Annotated in this window: 15 protein-coding genes; 8 read left to right on the top strand and 7 right to left on the bottom strand. The window is 60.0% G+C overall.

Features of this window, described 5'->3' with window-relative positions; translation table 11 throughout:
- Positions 1-56 precede the first annotated feature (56 nt).
- The 8 genes from murC (at position 57) to mutT (ending at position 10201) form a co-directional block, all read left to right on the top strand.
- On the top strand, positions 57-1511 hold the full coding sequence (murC, locus tag AC3WR3_RS14845) for a UDP-N-acetylmuramate--L-alanine ligase (protein ID WP_041204901.1): 1455 nt from the start codon (positions 57-59) through the stop codon (positions 1509-1511).
- Between the two features lie 97 nt (positions 1512-1608).
- Positions 1609-2361 (top strand): cell division protein FtsQ/DivIB, encoded by a 753-nt coding sequence (locus AC3WR3_RS14840; protein WP_025328455.1) that lies wholly within the window; start codon positions 1609-1611, stop codon positions 2359-2361.
- Positions 2342-3601 carry a cell division protein FtsA gene (ftsA, locus tag AC3WR3_RS14835; RefSeq protein ID WP_025328454.1) on the top strand — a complete coding sequence of 420 codons (1260 nt, stop codon included), beginning with the start codon at positions 2342-2344 and terminating at the stop codon, positions 3599-3601. The genes AC3WR3_RS14840 and ftsA overlap by 20 nt, the downstream gene beginning before the upstream one ends.
- Before the next feature lie 39 nt (positions 3602-3640).
- Positions 3641-4792: a cell division protein FtsZ gene (ftsZ, locus tag AC3WR3_RS14830; protein WP_005305686.1), complete on the top strand. Its 1152-nt coding sequence runs from the start codon at positions 3641-3643 to the stop codon at positions 4790-4792.
- 101 nt (positions 4793-4893) lie between these two features.
- Positions 4894-5817 (top strand): UDP-3-O-acyl-N-acetylglucosamine deacetylase, encoded by a 924-nt coding sequence (lpxC, locus tag AC3WR3_RS14825; RefSeq protein ID WP_042649033.1) that lies wholly within the window; start codon positions 4894-4896, stop codon positions 5815-5817.
- Positions 5818-5957: 140 nt separating this feature from the next.
- Entirely contained in the window at positions 5958-6863 is a 906-nt protein-coding gene (locus AC3WR3_RS14820) for a M23 family metallopeptidase (RefSeq protein WP_042649032.1), read from the top strand.
- A 57-nt stretch (positions 6864-6920) separates the two neighbouring features.
- On the top strand, positions 6921-9641 hold the full coding sequence (gene secA / locus AC3WR3_RS14815; protein WP_492292211.1) for a preprotein translocase subunit SecA: 2721 nt from the start codon (positions 6921-6923) through the stop codon (positions 9639-9641).
- Positions 9642-9796: 155 nt separating this feature from the next.
- Positions 9797-10201, top strand: a complete 405-nt coding sequence (mutT, locus tag AC3WR3_RS14810; protein ID WP_202047341.1) for an 8-oxo-dGTP diphosphatase MutT — start codon at positions 9797-9799, stop codon at positions 10199-10201.
- 72 nt (positions 10202-10273) lie between these two features.
- Here the strand turns inward: mutT and yacG are convergent, their stop codons facing one another.
- The 7 genes from yacG to AC3WR3_RS14775 all read right to left on the bottom strand — a co-directional run bounded on the left by yacG (position 10274) and on the right by AC3WR3_RS14775 (position 16349).
- A complete protein-coding gene (yacG, locus tag AC3WR3_RS14805; protein WP_042053535.1) occupies positions 10274-10468 on the bottom strand; it encodes a DNA gyrase inhibitor YacG in 195 nt (64 codons plus the stop codon).
- 12 nt (positions 10469-10480) lie between these two features.
- Positions 10481-11203: a cell division protein ZapD gene (zapD, locus tag AC3WR3_RS14800; protein ID WP_202047340.1), complete on the bottom strand. Its 723-nt coding sequence runs from the start codon at positions 11201-11203 to the stop codon at positions 10481-10483.
- Between the two features lie 37 nt (positions 11204-11240).
- Positions 11241-11855, bottom strand: a complete 615-nt coding sequence (gene coaE / locus AC3WR3_RS14795) for a dephospho-CoA kinase (RefSeq protein ID WP_202047339.1) — start codon at positions 11853-11855, stop codon at positions 11241-11243.
- A 19-nt stretch (positions 11856-11874) separates the two neighbouring features.
- A complete protein-coding gene (locus AC3WR3_RS14790) occupies positions 11875-12747 on the bottom strand; it encodes a prepilin peptidase (RefSeq protein WP_492292210.1) in 873 nt (290 codons plus the stop codon).
- Positions 12748-12827: 80 nt separating this feature from the next.
- Complete coding sequence (locus AC3WR3_RS14785) at positions 12828-14069, bottom strand: type II secretion system F family protein (protein WP_492292209.1); 1242 nt, start codon at positions 14067-14069, stop codon at positions 12828-12830.
- A 129-nt stretch (positions 14070-14198) separates the two neighbouring features.
- A complete protein-coding gene (gene tapB, locus AC3WR3_RS14780; RefSeq protein ID WP_492292208.1) occupies positions 14199-15905 on the bottom strand; it encodes a PilB family type IVa pilus assembly ATPase TapB in 1707 nt (568 codons plus the stop codon).
- Positions 15906-15908: 3 nt separating this feature from the next.
- Positions 15909-16349 (bottom strand): pilin, encoded by a 441-nt coding sequence (locus tag AC3WR3_RS14775; RefSeq protein WP_492292207.1) that lies wholly within the window; start codon positions 16347-16349, stop codon positions 15909-15911.
- Positions 16350-16583: the final 234 nt, after the last annotated feature.

The raw sequence follows: 16583 nt of genomic DNA, 5'->3' as shown, positions 1-16583 counted from the left end.
GTATTTATTGATGCCGCCGAGCGCACACCGCTGACGGCAGACTTGAAGAGAGAGCTATGACCAAGGTTGAACTGGCAAAACTGCGTACCGTGATCCCCGAAATGCGCCGCGTGCGTCGCATCCATTTCATCGGCATAGGTGGCGCCGGTATGGGCGGGATCGCCGAAGTGCTTGCCAACGAGGGTTACCAGATTTCCGGCTCCGATCTGTCCCGCAATGCGGTGACCGAGCGGCTGGCGTCCCTGGGCGCCCATATCTTCGTGGGACACAGTGCCGAGCACGTGAACGAGGCGAGCGTGGTGGTGGTCTCCACCGCCATCAAGCAGGACAACCCCGAGTTGTTGGCCGCCCGCGAGCTGCGCATCCCCGTGGTGCGCCGTGCCGAGATGCTGGCCGAGCTGATGCGCTTCCGCCACGGGGTCGCTGTCGCCGGCACCCACGGCAAGACCACCACCACCAGCCTGGTGGCGAGCATCTATGCCGAAGCCGACCGGGATCCGACCTTCGTCATCGGCGGCCTGCTCAACAGCGCCGGCACCAATGCCCGCCTGGGCAGCAGCCGCTACCTGATCGCCGAGGCGGACGAGAGCGACGCCTCCTTCCTGCATCTGCAACCCATGGTCTCCATCGTGACCAACATCGAAGCGGATCACATGGACACCTATGGCGGCGACTTCTCCAGGCTCAAGGCCACCTTCATCGACTTTTTGCACAACCTGCCGTTCTACGGCCTGGCGGTGGTGTGCGTGGATGACCCCGTGATCCGCGGCATGCTGCCGGAGATCGCCCGTCCAACCCTGACCTACGGCCTTTCCGAGGATGCCGATGTGCAGGTGCTGGACTTCGTGCAGACCAGCAACCGCAGCCGCTTCCGGGTCCGTCGCAAGGATGCCGGCGAGCTGACCGTCACCCTGAATCTGCCGGGCATCCACAATGCGCTCAACGCCGCCGCCGCCATCGCGGTGGCGACCGAAGACGGCATTGGCGACGAGGCCATCATCCAGGCGCTCGCCAAGTTTGAAGGGGTGGGTCGCCGCTTCCAGCAATATGGCGAGTTCGAGACCGGCCGTGGCAAGGCCATGCTGGTGGATGACTACGGTCACCACCCGAGCGAGGTCAAGGTCACCATCAATGCCGCCCGCGCCGGCTGGCCCGAGAAACGCTTGGTCATGGTGTTCCAGCCGCACCGTTACAGCCGGACCCGGGATCTCTACGAAGATTTCGCCGACGTGCTCTCCAAGGTGGATGTGCTGGTGATGCTGGAGGTGTATGCCGCCGGTGAAGAGCCCATTCCCGGTGCCGATGGCCGTGCCCTGTGCCGCTCCATCCGCTCTCGTGGCACCCTGGAACCCATCTTTGTCGCAACCCCTGACGATGTGCCGGCCGTGCTGGCCGACCTGATCGGCGAGGGGGATCTGGTGCTGACTCAGGGCGCCGGTAACGTCGGGGCACTTGCCCGCCGTCTCGGTGAGATGAAATTGAGCGTGGATAGCATGAAATCCGGTGCCTGAGGGCCCAATGAGTATTTTGACCGCCAAGCCGAGGCCTATATAATGGCGAACCGGTCTGCAAGTGGCCGGCATGGCGCGTTATACGGGGATAGATCGGGTGGAGGCAAGGGCACAAGGGCGCACCAAGGGGGGCTTCATCGCCGGGGTGGCATTTTTCATCCTGGTCATGTGGGGGCTCTACCAGACTGCGCTGGATGTTAAAGACTGGCTGACAGATGCCAGTCGGTTGCCCATGAGCGAGCTGTTGCTGCAGGGGCAACACGAATATTTGAAAGCCGATGAGTTGCGCGCCGCCGTGCTGGATGGCGCCGAGTTGCGCAACTTCTTCGAGCTGGACGTGAACGAATTGCAGGGGCGGTTGAACGCCCTGCCCTGGGTGGCCCAGGTCTCGGTACGCAAGAAGTGGCCGAACAAGATCAAGGTCTACCTCACCGAACAGGCGGTGGCGGCACGCTGGAACGGCAACCGCTTCGTCAACACCAAGGGTGAGGTGTTCAGTGCGCCGGACAGGGTGAAGAAACCCCTGATGCAGTTGTCCGGGCCCGATGATCAGGCCGCCAAGGTGCTGGAAGCCAGCCATCAGTACGAGACGCTGCTGGCGGCCAAGGGATACAAGTTGTTGGGGGTGAATCTGACCCCCCGCCATGCCTGGGAACTGACCCTGGATGGCAACATTCAGCTGTTCGTGGGGCGCTCGGATATCGCGCTTCGCCTGCAGCGGTTTATCGATGCCTTTCCGGTCATCGAACCCCGTGAGCGGGTCGCTTACGTGGATCTTCGATACGACACCGGAATGGCAGTTGGCTGGAAGAAAAGCGAAGAGAAAGTGAATGACCAACACCGCAGATAGAAATTTGATTGTCGGACTGGATATCGGCACGACCAAGGTGGCGGTACTGGTTGGCGAAGTATTGCCCGATGGCGAGCTCAATGTCATCGGCATGGGCAGCCACGCTTCTCGCGGGATGGAGAAGGGCGGGGTCAATGACCTCGACTCCGTGGTCAAGTCCCTGCGCCGCGCGGTGGAAGAGGCCGAGATGATGGCTGACTGCCAGATAAGCTCCGTCTATCTGGGGCTGTCCGGCAAGCACATCGATTGCCGCAACGAGACCGGCATGGTGCCCATCTCCGATGAAGAGGTGACCCAGGAGGACGTGGACAACGTCATCCACACCGCCAAGTCGGTGCGACTGTCGGACGAACTGCGGGTGCTGCACGTGCTGCCCCAGGAGTTTGCCATCGACTATCAGGAAGGGATCAAGAATCCGGTCGGTCTCTCCGGTGTGCGGATGGCGGCCAAGGTGCACCTGATCACCTGCCACAACGACATGGCTCGCAACATCGAGAAATGTGTGGAGAAGGTCGGTCTGCGGGTGGATCAGCTGATCTTTTCGGCCCTGGCTTCCAGCTATGCGGTGCTGACCGAAGACGAGAAGGAGCTGGGTGTCTGCGTGGTGGACATAGGTGGCGGTACCATGGACATGTCGCTGTTTACCGGCGGTGCCCTGCGCCACACCAAGGTGATCCCCTACGCCGGCAGCACAGTGACCAGCGACATCGCCTACGCCTTCGGCACCCCGCCGCTGGACGCCGAAGCGATCAAGGTGCGCTACGGTTGCGCCCTCGGCCGCCTGGTCAGCAAGGAAGACAATATTGAAGTCCCCAGTGTCGGCGGTCGCCCGGCGCGCAGCCTGCAACGGCAGACACTGGCTGAAGTGATTGAACCCCGTTACACGGAATTGCTCTCCATGGTGAATGACGAGCTGGTACGGGTGCAGAGCGAATTGAAGGCACAGGGGGTCAAGCATCAGCTGGCGGCCGGTGTGGTATTGACCGGTGGCGCGGCCCAGATCGAAGGCATTGTGGAGTGCGCAGAGCAGATCTTCCAGAGCCAGGTCCGGGTGGGCGAACCCATGAACATTCGGGGATTGAGCGATTACGTGCAGGCACCTGTGTACTCGACCGCGGTCGGGCTGCTGCAGTACGGCCGTACCAATCAATCCACCGGCAGTAGCAAGGAATATGCCGCCAAGGCAAGCGTAGGTGGGCTGGTCAAACGGGTCAGCAACTGGTTGCGTGGCGAGTTCTAAAGATTTTGCTGAGTCAGGCAAATAAAGCGGAGAGACAACATGTTTGAATTTATGGATAGCCACACTGACGAAGCCGTCATCAAGGTGATAGGTGTGGGTGGCGGCGGCGGCAACGCAGTCGAGCACATGGTTCGTCAAAACATCGAGGGTGTTGAGTTCATTACCGTCAACACCGACGCCCAGGCGCTGCGCAACTCCAGTGCCAACACGACTCTGCAGATCGGCGGTGGCATCACCAAGGGTCTGGGGGCCGGAGCCAATCCGGAAGTGGGCCGTGATGCCGCCATGGAAGACAGGGAAGCGCTGCGTGAGCTGCTGACCGGTTCAGACATGGTGTTCATCGCCGCCGGCATGGGCGGTGGTACAGGTACGGGTGCCGCACCTATCGTGGCCGAAGTGGCCCGCGAGATGGGTATCCTGACCGTCGCCGTCGTGACCAAGCCGTTCTCCTTCGAAGGGAAGAAGCGGATGGGCTTCGCCGCCCACGGTATCGAGGAGCTGTCCAAGAACGTCGACTCCCTGATCACCATCCCCAACGACAAGTTGCTGAAGGTGCTGGGTCGTGGCATCTCCCTGCTGGACGCCTTCAAGGCGGCCAACGATGTACTGCTGGGTGCGGTACAGGGCATTGCCGAGCTGATCACCCGCCCGGGCCTGATCAACGTCGACTTCGCGGACGTGCGTACCGTGATGCGTGAAATGGGTACCGCCATGATGGGTACCGGCTCCGCCTCCGGTGATGACCGTGCCGAAGAAGCGGCCGAGAAGGCCATCTCCAGCCCGCTGCTGGAAGACGTGGATCTGGCCGGTGCCCGTGGCATCCTGGTCAACATCACCGCCGGCATGGACATGACCATCGAAGAGTTCGAAACCGTGGGTAACGCGGTCAAGGCCTTCGCCTCCGAGAACGCCACCGTGGTGGTGGGTACCGTAATCGACCCGGAAATGCACGACGAACTGCGTGTGACCGTGGTGGCCACCGGTATCGGTGCCGAGCGCAAGCCCGACATCACGCTCGTAAAAAATAATATGGTACAAGAGCGTCCGGCCCGTCAGCCCCTGATCAGCGAAGCCCTGCAGTCTCGCGTGATGGAAGAGGCCCCGGCCAAGGTGGTGAACGCCGAGCCGCAGGCTCGTCGCGAACCGGATTATCTCGATATTCCTGCGTTCCTGCGCAAGCAAGCTGACTAAGCCTCGTATGGCCCTGGTTTGTTTGTTGCTTAAGGATTGTGCTAAGATGGCCCGGCAACGACCATCTGGTCAGGAATTTGAGCTGTTAAGCGGATACGCCCATGATTAGACAAAGAACCTTGAAAACGAGTGTCCAGGCCACCGGTGTGGGTCTGCATTCGGGCCGGAAAGTCACAATGACGTTCCGTCCGGCGCCTGTTAACACAGGGATCGTTTACTTGCGTACCGATCTGAATCCTGTGGTCGCGCTGCCAGCCAACGCCGATCAGGTGCGTGATACTGTGCTTTGTACCGCTCTGGTAAACGAAGCCGGTGTCCGCGTGTCAACCATCGAACACCTCTCTGCCGCCCTGGCCGGGATGGGGATCGACAACCTCTATGTCGAGGTCGACGCCCCCGAGATCCCGGTGATGGATGGCAGTGCGCACCCGTTCATCTACCTGCTGCAAGAAGTGGGTATACGTGAGCAGAATGCGCCCAAGCAGTTCGTGCGGATCAAGCAGAGCGTGCGGGTTGAAGACGGCGACAAGTGGGCGGAATTCCACCCCTATCGCAACGGCTTCAAGATGGATCTCGAGATCGATTTCCAGCATCCGGTATTTGAAGGCCGCAACCAGCGTTGCGTGCTGGACTTCTCCGGTGCCTCTTTCGTGAAAGAGATCAGCCGTGCCCGTACCTTCGGCTTCATGCGCGACATCGAGTACCTGCGTTCCCAGAACCTGGCGCTGGGCGGAAGCCTGGAAAACGCCGTAGTACTGGATGACTATCGGGTGCTGAACGAAGATGGTCTGCGTTACGAGGACGAGTTCGTCAAGCACAAGATGCTGGATGCCATCGGTGACCTCTATATGTGCAACCGCAGCATCATAGGTGAATTCCGTGCCTACAAGACGGGCCATGCCCTGAACAACAAACTGCTGCGTGCCTTGCTGGCCAAGCAGGAGGCCTGGGAACTGGTGACCTTCGAGGCGGAGGGCGACAAAGCGCCCATCGCTTACTACGATAACGGTCTGGTTCTGGCCTGATAGCTGTGCAACAGGACGTCGGTCATCTCTCCGCACCGACGTCCTGTCATTTGTTTATTCCATCCTTTAATACCGATTATCTCCCGGTTTTATTGCCCGTGCTGGCTCCTGGCCTCACCTGACCGAGAAGACAGATTTCTATGAGCATTACCCTGATCCTCAACGGTAAGCAGCGCCGCAAGTTGCACTTACCCAAACAACGTCTGGCCTGGGTCGGCGGTATCCTCTTCACTGTATTGGCACTGAGTGGTGGTTGGCTCTGGCAGAGCTGGCACCAGAAAATGGAGGCGCTGGAAGTCGCGCTGGCCATGGCCGAACAGCAAAAATCCACGCAAGGGGCCGATGAAGCCCGTGAACAGCTTGCCATGCTGGCCGCCCAGGTGGGCACCATGCAGGGGCAGCTCGGTCGCCTCAATGCGCTCGGCGAGCGTCTGACCGAGAAGGCAGACCTCGATCCCGACGAATTCAATTTCAAGGAGCTGCCCCCCATGGGTGGTCCTTCCTATGACGAAGAGCTGGAAGTGAGCCTGGGCGAGCTGCAAGCCTCCATGAAACACCTCAGCCAGCAGCTCAGCAGCCGTGAAGAACAGCTGTCGGTACTTGAATCTTTCATCATGAATCACCATATCACCGATGCCGGTTTCATCTCGGGTTCACCGGTGAAGCAGGAGCGAGTCTGGATCTCCTCCGGGTTCGGTGGACGGGTAGACCCGTTCAACGGTCGCGCCAAGATGCACAAGGGTGTGGATTTTCGTGGCAAGCCCGGCACTCCCATCCTGGCGACAGGCAAGGGGATCATCAGCTGGGCAGGCCGCCACCCGGAATTTGGCAACATGGTGGAGATAGACCATGGCAATGGTCTGGTGACCCGTTATGCCCACAATTCCAAGTTGTTGGTGGATGTGGGCACCCTGGTCGATGAGGGCCAGAAGATTGCCTTGATGGGGCGTACCGGTCGTGCGACCGGGGTCCATCTGCATTACGAAGTGTTGAAAGATGGTCGTCAGGTCAACCCCGCGCGCTTTCTGAATGCCAGACGGGGTTAGGTTTTTTCTTCAGGTTCCAGTGACGGAACGCTTATATAACCAAAACAGTTGGTACACATGATTAGCACACTGCTCACCAAGATTATCGGCAGCCGGAACGACAGAACGCTCAAGGCTTTGCGCAAAATTGTTAAACAGATCAATGCGATGGAGCCTCAGTTCGAGGCCTTGTCCGATGGCGAGCTGCAGGCGAAGACCGCCGAGTACCGTCAGCGCCTGGAGCAGGGTGAGACCCTGGAGCAGCTGTTGCCGGAAGCGTTCGCCACGGTGCGCGAGGCGTCCCGCCGGGTGTTCGGCATGCGTCACTTCGACGTGCAGCTGATCGGCGGCATGGTGCTGAACTCCAACCGCATCGCCGAAATGAAAACCGGTGAAGGTAAGACCCTCACCGCGACTCTGCCTGCCTATCTGAACGCGCTGACCGGTCGTGGTGTGCACGTGGTGACGGTGAACGACTATCTGGCCAAGCGTGATGCGGAGGCGAACCGCCCGCTGTTCACCTTCCTCGGCATGACGGTCGACTGCAACGTGCCCGGCATGGACGCGTCCCAGAAGCGCGACGCCTACGCCGCCGACATCACTTACGGTACCAACAACGAATTCGGTTTCGATTACCTGCGCGACAACATGGCGTTCTCGCCCGAGCAGCGCGTGCAGCGTCCGCTCAACTACGCGCTGGTGGATGAGGTGGATTCGGTGCTTATCGATGAAGCCCGTACCCCGCTCATCATTTCGGGTCCGGCGGAAGACAGCTCCGCCATGTACACCCAGATCAACAAGCTGATCCCGCTGCTGGTCAAACAGGACAAGGAAGACTCGGAAGAGTATACCGGCGACGGCCACTACACCGTGGACGAGAAGAACCGCCAGGCGCTGCTGACCGAAAACGGTCAGATCTTCGTGGAAGAGCTGCTCAAGAAAGAGGGGCTGCTGGCGGAAGAGGACTCCCTGTTCTCCGCCACCAACATCAGCCTGCTGCACCATGTCAACGCCGGTCTGCGTGCCCATACCCTGTTTGAACGCAACGTCGACTACATAGTCCAGAAGGACGAGATCGTCATCGTCGACGAGCACACCGGCCGTACCATGCCGGGTCGTCGCTGGTCCGACGGCCTGCATCAGGCGGTCGAGGCGAAGGAAGGGGTCAAGATCCAGAACGAGAACCAGACCCTGGCCTCCATCACCTTCCAGAACTACTTCCGTCTGTATGACAAGCTGGCGGGGATGACCGGGACTGCGGATACCGAAGCTTTTGAATTCCAGCAGATCTATGGCCTGGATACCGTGGTCATTCCGACCAACAAGCCGATGGTGCGCAAGGACATGGGCGATCTGGTCTATCTGACCGCCCAGGAAAAGTATGCCGCCATCGTCGAAGACATCCGCGGCTGCGTCGAGCGTGGTCAGCCGGTGCTGGTCGGTACCGTCTCCATCGAGAACTCCGAACTGCTGTCCGGCGTCCTGACCAAGGAGAATATCCCGCACAAGGTGCTGAACGCCAAGTTCCATGCCATGGAAGCGGAAATCGTCGCCCAGGCCGGTCAGACCGGCGCCGTCACCATAGCCACCAACATGGCCGGTCGTGGTACCGACATAGTGCTGGGGGGCAACTGGCAGGCCGAGATCGCCGCGCTGGAAAACCCGACCAGCGAACAGATTGCCGAGCTGAAAGCGGCCTGGCAAGTGCGTCATGACGCCGTACTGGCCGCCGGTGGCCTGCACATCATCGGTACCGAGCGTCACGAATCCCGCCGTATCGACAACCAGCTGCGCGGCCGTTCCGGTCGTCAGGGTGACCCGGGCTCCTCCCGCTTCTACCTCTCCATGGAAGATACCCTGATGCGGATCTTCGCCTCCGATCGCGTGACCGGCATGATGAAGAAGCTGGGCATGGAAGAGGGCGAGGCTATCGAGCACCCCTGGGTGACCAAGGCCATCGAGAACGCCCAGCGCAAGGTGGAGGGTCGCAACTTCGACATCCGTAAAAACCTGCTCGAATTCGACGACGTGGCGAACGACCAGCGCAAGGTGGTCTATGAGCAGCGCAACGAACTGCTGGACACCAACGACATCTCCGACACCATCCACGTCATCCGTGACGACGTCTATGGCAGCGTGATCGACGAGTACATTCCGCCCCAGTCTCTGGAAGAGATGTGGGACGTGCCGGGTCTGGAAGCGCGCCTGAAGTCCGATTTCGCGCTGGAGCTGCCGCTGCAGCAGTGGCTGGCGGAAGACGACAAGCTGTATGAAGAGAAGCTGCGCGAGCGCATCCTGGAAGAAGCCACCAAGCTCTACGCCCACAAGGAGGAGCTGGTCGGCAAGGACGTATTGCGCAACTTCGAGAAGGCGGTGATGCTGCAGACCCTGGACGGCCTGTGGAAGGAGCATCTGGCGGCCATGGATCACCTGCGCCAGGGCATCCATCTGCGCGGCTACGCCCAGAAGAACCCCAAGCAGGAGTACAAGCGCGAGTCCTTCGATCTCTTCACCCAGATGCTGGAAACCCTCAAGCGCGACGTGGTCAGCATCCTGAGCCGGGTACAGGTCCAGGAGCGCGACGTGGAGGCGATGGAAGAGCAGCAGCGCCAGCAGGCGGAAGCGGCTCCCCGCACCTATACCCATGCCGCCGCCGAGAACCAGCTGGCCGACGAAGAGACCCAGGCCGACGCGGCGCCGGTGACCTTCGTGCGCGACGAGCAGAAGGTCGGTCGCAACGATCCCTGCCCCTGCGGATCCGGCAAGAAGTACAAGCATTGTCACGGTCAGTTGACCTGAGTGACCTAATGCCATGACAAGGCGGGCCCGGTGCCCGCCTTGTTTTTGTCGCATGGCGACGCAAAATCGGATGTCAGGCATCATCGGCAGCTCACCCAACCGGGGGTTGGGGTCATAGAGCGACCCGATCAGGCAGAGAGTGCAAAGGTAGCAAGATGGAACAGAAAAAGCGGATCTGGGTGGCGGTCGGCGTCATCGAGAATGAACGGGGCGATATCTTCATCGCCAAGCGCTCCTCCGATCGCCATCAGGGTGATCGCTGGGAGTTTCCCGGGGGCAAGGTAGAGTCGGGGGAAGACCTGCTCACCGCGCTCGACAGGGAGCTGTGGGAAGAGATAGGCATCCGGGTGCAGGATTGCGCTCCCTTCATGGAGCTGCATCACGACTACCCGGACAAGCAGGTGCTGCTGGATATCTGGAAAGTGACCCGCTTCCTGGGCGAGCCCTTTGGCAAGGAAGGGCAGGAGTGTCGCTGGGTGCCGCTGGCCGAGCTGCACAACTACCACTTTCCCGATGCCAATGGTCCCATAGTGGCGCGGCTGCAGGCCGCGTTGGCGTGAGCCGATGGCAAGAGACAATGAAAAAGGGCCAATCGGCCCTTTTTCATTTTGCAGAGGCGAATCCGCCAGGGCCTATAGCCACTGGTCGCCCTCTTCCGGATCCGGCAGCAGATCCGGATTGATCTCCCCCGGGATCCGCTTCTCTTCATCGGCCCATTCGCCGAGATCGATCAGCTGGCAGCGCTTGCTGCAGAAGGGACGAAACGGGCTCTGGGGACCCCATTCCACTTCGCTCTGACAAGTCGGGCACTTGACCTTGGTGACCATCTGGATGCCTCCTTAGCAGCAGGCGAGCTGGAAAGGCACATCGCCAATCGGCTGTTCTGCGGTGGGCAGAAAACGCAGGGCGAAGCGGTTCTTGTGGCCGCTCAGGGTCGGGTAGCAGGACTGGGATCCGATCAGACGGATACGGATCAGCTCGGCCCCCTCGGCGGTATCCTGGAAGAAGCCGTTGGTGGCAACCTGATCGCTGAAGTGGCCAGATTCACGCCACAGCCGCAGCAGCAGGGAGATGGCGTTCATCAGCAGATTGATGTCGCTGAGCCATTGCTGCATCTGTTGATGACGAGCAACCGCCGGCGTCACCAGCCAGTGGTGCAGTTGTGGCACGTCGAAGGCACACAGGCCACCGGGAATGGAGAAGCGCTGGCGGATGGAGCCGAGCAGACGATCCTCTTTCAGGCGGGCACCGGGGCGAGGGGAGTTGAGCAGGTTGCGGGAAAGCTGGGTGCTCTCCTGCTGCATCCGCTGGATCTGCTCGAGGTCAACGTCCGGCAGGCTGGCCCAATGGCTCAGCCGCTGGCCGAGACGCTCCAGATCCTTGATCAGGTCGGCGCGCAGATCACCGCGCTCCAGCAACTCCTGCAAATCGAACAACCCCTTGAAGAAGGCGATGTGTGCCCAGGACTGGTCACTCTCCAGATTGTCGCGGATCTGGGAAAACAGGGACTCCAGACGAAGATAGGTCCGGCTTTTTTCGTTGAGGGGAAAATCGTAAATCATGCCTAATCCTGGCCAGCCATAAACCGGCCTAGTGTACTCACACTTGGGGGGCTTGTTGAGAGGCAAATGCCAGATATGTCTCGTGCAGCGCTAAAATTCGCTCCCGTATGGTCTCAGTCGTGCCACTCTGGTTGTCCAGTATGTCATCGGCCATTGCCAGACGCTCGCTGCGGCTCGCCTGGGATGCCAGTATGGCCTGAGCCTGCTCTCGGCTGACCCCGTCCCGGCGACAGGTTCGCTCGATCTGGGTCGCCTCATCCACGTCGATGACCAGTACCCTATCGGCCAGCTCGGTGAGCCGGTTTTCCACCAGCAAGGGCACCACCAGCAGGCAGTAGGGGGAGCTGGCTGCCGCGCACTGGCGCAGCATCTCGCTGCGGATGATCGGATGGAGCAGGGCGTTGAGCCAGGACTTGGCCGCCGGATCGCTGAAGATCCGCTCGCGCAGGGCTCGTCTGTCCAGCAGTCCCTGCCCGGTCAGCATCTCGGGGCCGAAGTGGCTGGCGATGGCGGCCAGGGCCGGGGTGCCGGGTGCCACCACGTCGCGGGCAATCAGGTCGGCATCGACCACCTCTATCCCCAGGGCCGCAAACTGGTTGGCGACGGTCGTCTTGCCGCTGCCTATACCGCCGGTGATGGCTACCACATACATAAGATTTGTGATCCCCTTGCTAGAGAACGATGCCCAGATACCAGCGGGTGATGTTATCCCCCCACAGCAGCGCTATCCAGCCCGCAATGGCGAGGTAGGGGCCAAAGGGGATGGGTTTGCCCTGATGATGGTTGCGCAGCAGTATGAGCCCTATGCCGATGATGGCGCCGACCAGGGACGAGAGCAGCAACACTATGGGCAGTGCCTGCCAGCCCAGCCAGGCACCGAGCGCAGCCAGCAGCTTGAAGTCGCCATGGCCCATCCCCTCCTTGCCGGTCAGCAGCTTGAACGCCCAGTAGAGGCTCCAGAGCACCAGATAGCCCGCCATGGCACCGATCACCGCATCGGCCAGCGGCACAAAGCCGCCCGCCAGATTGAACAGCAGACCGCCCCACAGCAGCGGCAGGGTGAGCTGGTCCGGCAGCAGCATCTTGTCAAGATCGATGAAGGTGAGAGCCACCAGTACCCAGGTCAGCAAGAGCGCGGCCAGGGTGCCCCATCCCGGAGCCAGGGTCGTCGCGACGGCGACCGACAACAGGGCGGTCAGCAGCTCGACCAGGGGATAGCGGGCCGAGATGGGCGCTTTGCATTGTCGGCAGCGACCCTTGAGCCAGAGCCAGCTCAGCAGAGGGATGTTCTCCAGCGCGCCTATGGGGTGATCGCAGTGCGGGCAGCGGGAGCGTGGCACCATCAGGTTGTAGGGTTCGCCGGGGGAGGCGGCCACTTCGCTGCCGAAGTAGTCACTGTATTCGGCCTGCCACTCCCGCTCCAGCATGATGGGTAGGCGATGGATCACCACGTTCAGAAAGCTGCCAACCATCAGGGAAAAGAGAAAAACCAGGGAGAGATAGAGCCAGGGCAGGCCCTGGGCCAATTCGTTCAGAGGCACCATAAATCAACCGCTTGCGTTGAGAATCAGGATGGCAGAGGACCAGAACGAGCCATGCCCTCAGGTCACTCTGCCGAAGGGGCTCAGTGTATCACAGAGCCCAGCTTGAAGATGGGGAGGTACATGGCGACGACCATGCCACCGACCAGCACCCCCAGCACCACCATGATGATGGGCTCGAGCAGGCTGGTGAGGCCATCGACCATGTCGTCCACCTCCTGCTCGAAGATGGCGGCGACCTTGGAGAGCATGTCATCGATGGCGCCGGACTCTTCACCTATCATCACCATCTGGATCACCATGTCGGGGAAGAGATCCACGGTGCGCATGGCGACGTTGATCTGCATGCCGGCCACCACCTCGTTGCGAATGGCCAGGATGGCCGTGCGATAGACATAGTTGCCAGAGGCGCCGGCAGCGGAGACCAGGGCATCCACCAAGGGAATCCCGGCGGAGAAGGTGGTGGAGAGGGTGCGGGCGAAGCGGGCCATGGCCGCCTTGTGCAGTATGTTGCCCACGACCGGAATAGTGAGGATGAATCTGTCGGTGCTGTCCCGTACCTTCTGGGATTTTCGCCAGGCGCGCACGTAGAGGAAGATGGCGAGGGCTATGCCGCCAAAGATGATATACCACCAATCCTGCATGAAGCGGGAGATGCCAATGACGAATCGGGTGAAGACTGGCAGCTCGGCCCCGAAGCTCTTGAAGATCTCCTCGAACTGGGGAATGACGAACAGCAGCAGTATGGAGGTCACGACGATGGCGACCAGGATGACCATGGCGGGATAGAACATGGCCTTCTTGATCTTGGACTTGAGCGCCTCACTCTTCTCACGGTATGTGGCAATTCGGTCGTAGATGGTTTCCAGCGCACCGGACTGCTCCCCAGCGTCCACCAGATCGCAGTAGAGGGCATCGAAGTGGCGTGGGTGGCGGCGCAGCGCTTCCGACAGTGGGGTGCCGGTTTCCACATCGGTGGCGATCTGACCGATGAGTTCGCGTATCGCCGCCTTCTCATGACCGCGGGCGATGATCTGCAGGCTCTGTACCAGTGGCACACCGGCGGAGAGCATGGTGGTGATCTGGCGTGAGATGACGGCGATGTCCATCGGCTTGATCCGGGCACCACCTTTGGAAAACAGTCCCTGGCCCTGCTTGCTGACCTTGGTGACATTGACGCCCTGTTTGCGCAGCTCCGCCTTGACGGTGTTGATGTTGTCGGCCTGGAACTCACCGGAAACCTTCTGCCCCTTGCGGTTGAATCCATGCCAGCGGAAGGAGAAGACCTTTTTGGGTGTGTTACGTTTTTGCGCTAATGTTGCCATCACTGCATCCTGCAATTGGGCGACGGTGGCCGGATCAGGTACTGCCCGTCCGGTTCATCTTGGCTTGAAGAATATCATCAGGGTGACTGTATCGGCCTCACCCGGCTTAGTGACTCTAACACTACGTATTCAGTTGGTCGTGATCCTGTTGATCTCGGCCAGGCTGGTGACCCCCAGACGGGCCTTCTCCAGGCCGGAGATGCGCAGGGTTCGCATGCCCTCCTTCTGGGCGATGGCGGCGATTTGCAGCGAGTTCGCCCCCTGCATGATCAGCTTGGCGATGTTGTCCGACATCAGCATGATTTCATAGATGCCGACCCGCCCTCTGTATCCTCCCGAACACTCCTTGCATCCGACCGGTTTGAACAGCCGCAAACCGGCGGCCAGCTGCTGCTGGGTAAAGCCCAGCTCCAGCAATTCGGCTTCCGGCACTGCCTCGGGCACCTTGCAGTGATCGCACAGCTTGCGGGCGAGGCGCTGGGCCATGATCAGGGTTACCGAGGAGGCGATGTTAAAGGCGGGCACCCCCATGTTCATCATCCGGGTCAGGGTCTCGGCCGCCGAGTTGGTGTGCAGTGTCGACAATACCAGATGACCTGTCTGGGCCGCCTTGATGGCAATCTCGGCGGTTTCCAGGTCCCGGATCTCCCCCACCATGACGATGTCGGGATCCTGGCGCAGGAAGGAGCGCAGGGCGCTGGCGAAGGTGAGCCCCGCCTTGGGATTGATCTGCACCTGGTTGACGCCGGGCAGGTTGATCTCCACCGGATCCTCGGCGGTGGAGATGTTGACCTCGTTCGTATTGAGGATGTTGAGACCGGTATAGAGTGACACCGTCTTGCCCGAGCCCGTGGGGCCCGTAACCAGTATCATGCCCTGTGGCTTGGAGAGCGCATGCAGATATTGCGCCTTCTGGCGTTCGTCGAAGCCGAGTTGATCGAGATTGAGGCGAGATGCTGACGAGTCCAGCAGGCGAATGACGACCTTTTCTCCCCACATGGTGGGCAGGGTGTTGACCCGCATGTCCATGGATCTGCTACGGGAGATCTTCAGCTTGATCCGCCCATCCTGGGGCAGGCGCCGCTCGGCGATATCGAGCCTCGCCATCACCTTGAGACGGGCCGCGAAACGGTTCGCCAGATTGACCGGCGGGGTGGCGATTTCGTGCAGTATGCCGTCGATCCGGAAGCGGATCCTGTACTTGGTCTCATAGGGTTCGAAATGCAGGTCGGATGCGCCACGCTTGATGGCGTCCATCATGATCTTGTGAATGTATTTGACGATGGGGGCATCGTCGTCGGCGGTATTGACGCTGTCGTCGAGACGGGAGCTCTCATCGGAGACCTCGAGCTCCGAGATTTCGGCCTCGTCGATGTGATCCATGCCCAGGGTGTCCTGCTCGCTCTCCATCAGCTTGCCGATGGCTGCGGTGAGCTTGCCCTCTTCGACCAGCAAGGCTTCCGTGTGCAGGCCGAAGCTGAAGCCGAAATCCTCCAGAGCCGACACATTGGTCGGGTCCGACATGGCGATATAGAGGGTGTGGCCCTGAGTGTAGATGGGCAGCACATGATGTTTCTCGATAAGCTTCTGATTGAGGTACTTCTGCGGGATCTCGGCGAGATCGAAGGCGGCAAGATCCAGCAGAGGTACCCCATACTCCAGCTCGCAAAAGTCGGCGAGCGCTTTGCTGTCGAGTATGTCGTTCTCGATCAGGAAGGTGACAAAGGGCTTGCGCTGCGCCCTGGCTTGGCTCAGATAGCGCTGTGAGTCCGGCTCACTGAGGAGGGAAGAAGCGGCCAGGCTGGTGGCCAGGCCGCTATTGAGGCTAGAGGTCATTGACTAGCAGAGACCATCAGTTTTGCAGGAGCCTGAAATGGTCCAGAGCACTTGGTCTCCAATAGTTGTGGTATTAGAAATTAGTGAATAAGTAGAGTTATCAACATCAGCATTACCCGTAGCGGTGATAGTAAATACAGTACCTGCATTTGTTACCGCTATGGCGGAAGAGCCTGCTGCTAAATATTGACCTACGCCTGAATTACTCGCTGCGGCATTACCTGTAGCCGTACAATCAGTGCCTAATGCGGCTGACGTACCTGTAAAGCCCTGCACACAAACTTCGATAGCTGTTTTTGTGGGGCCGGTGGCAGCAATCACTTCTGAAAACTTAGCTCGTTTGGTATAGGTCTGATACGCCGGCAGGGCGATAGCGGCCAGAATGGCAACGATCGCAACGACTATCATCAATTCGATTAGCGTAAACCCTGACTGTCTTTTCATGTCAAATATCCTTTTTTCCATGGTTCCTGATAAGCACCGGTGGAAATCTATCCACACACCAGCATCTTATCCGAGCGCTTCGGGTTGGCAACAGAGGCAGGGCCCTTGTTAACCACTTTTCTGTCATTTAGTGAAAATGATAGCAAAATCAAGGATTAAATGGTCTCTAATGACGCTTCTCAAGATTGGGGAGGGGCCATCTTCACACTCCTTATGTCGTGGGATCCTGCATAA

This window comes from Aeromonas sp. EU05-FHT14A05, assembly GCF_058791175.1.
Note: the sequence above shows the minus strand (reverse complement) of the source record. Positions and strands in the feature narration are given on the sequence as shown.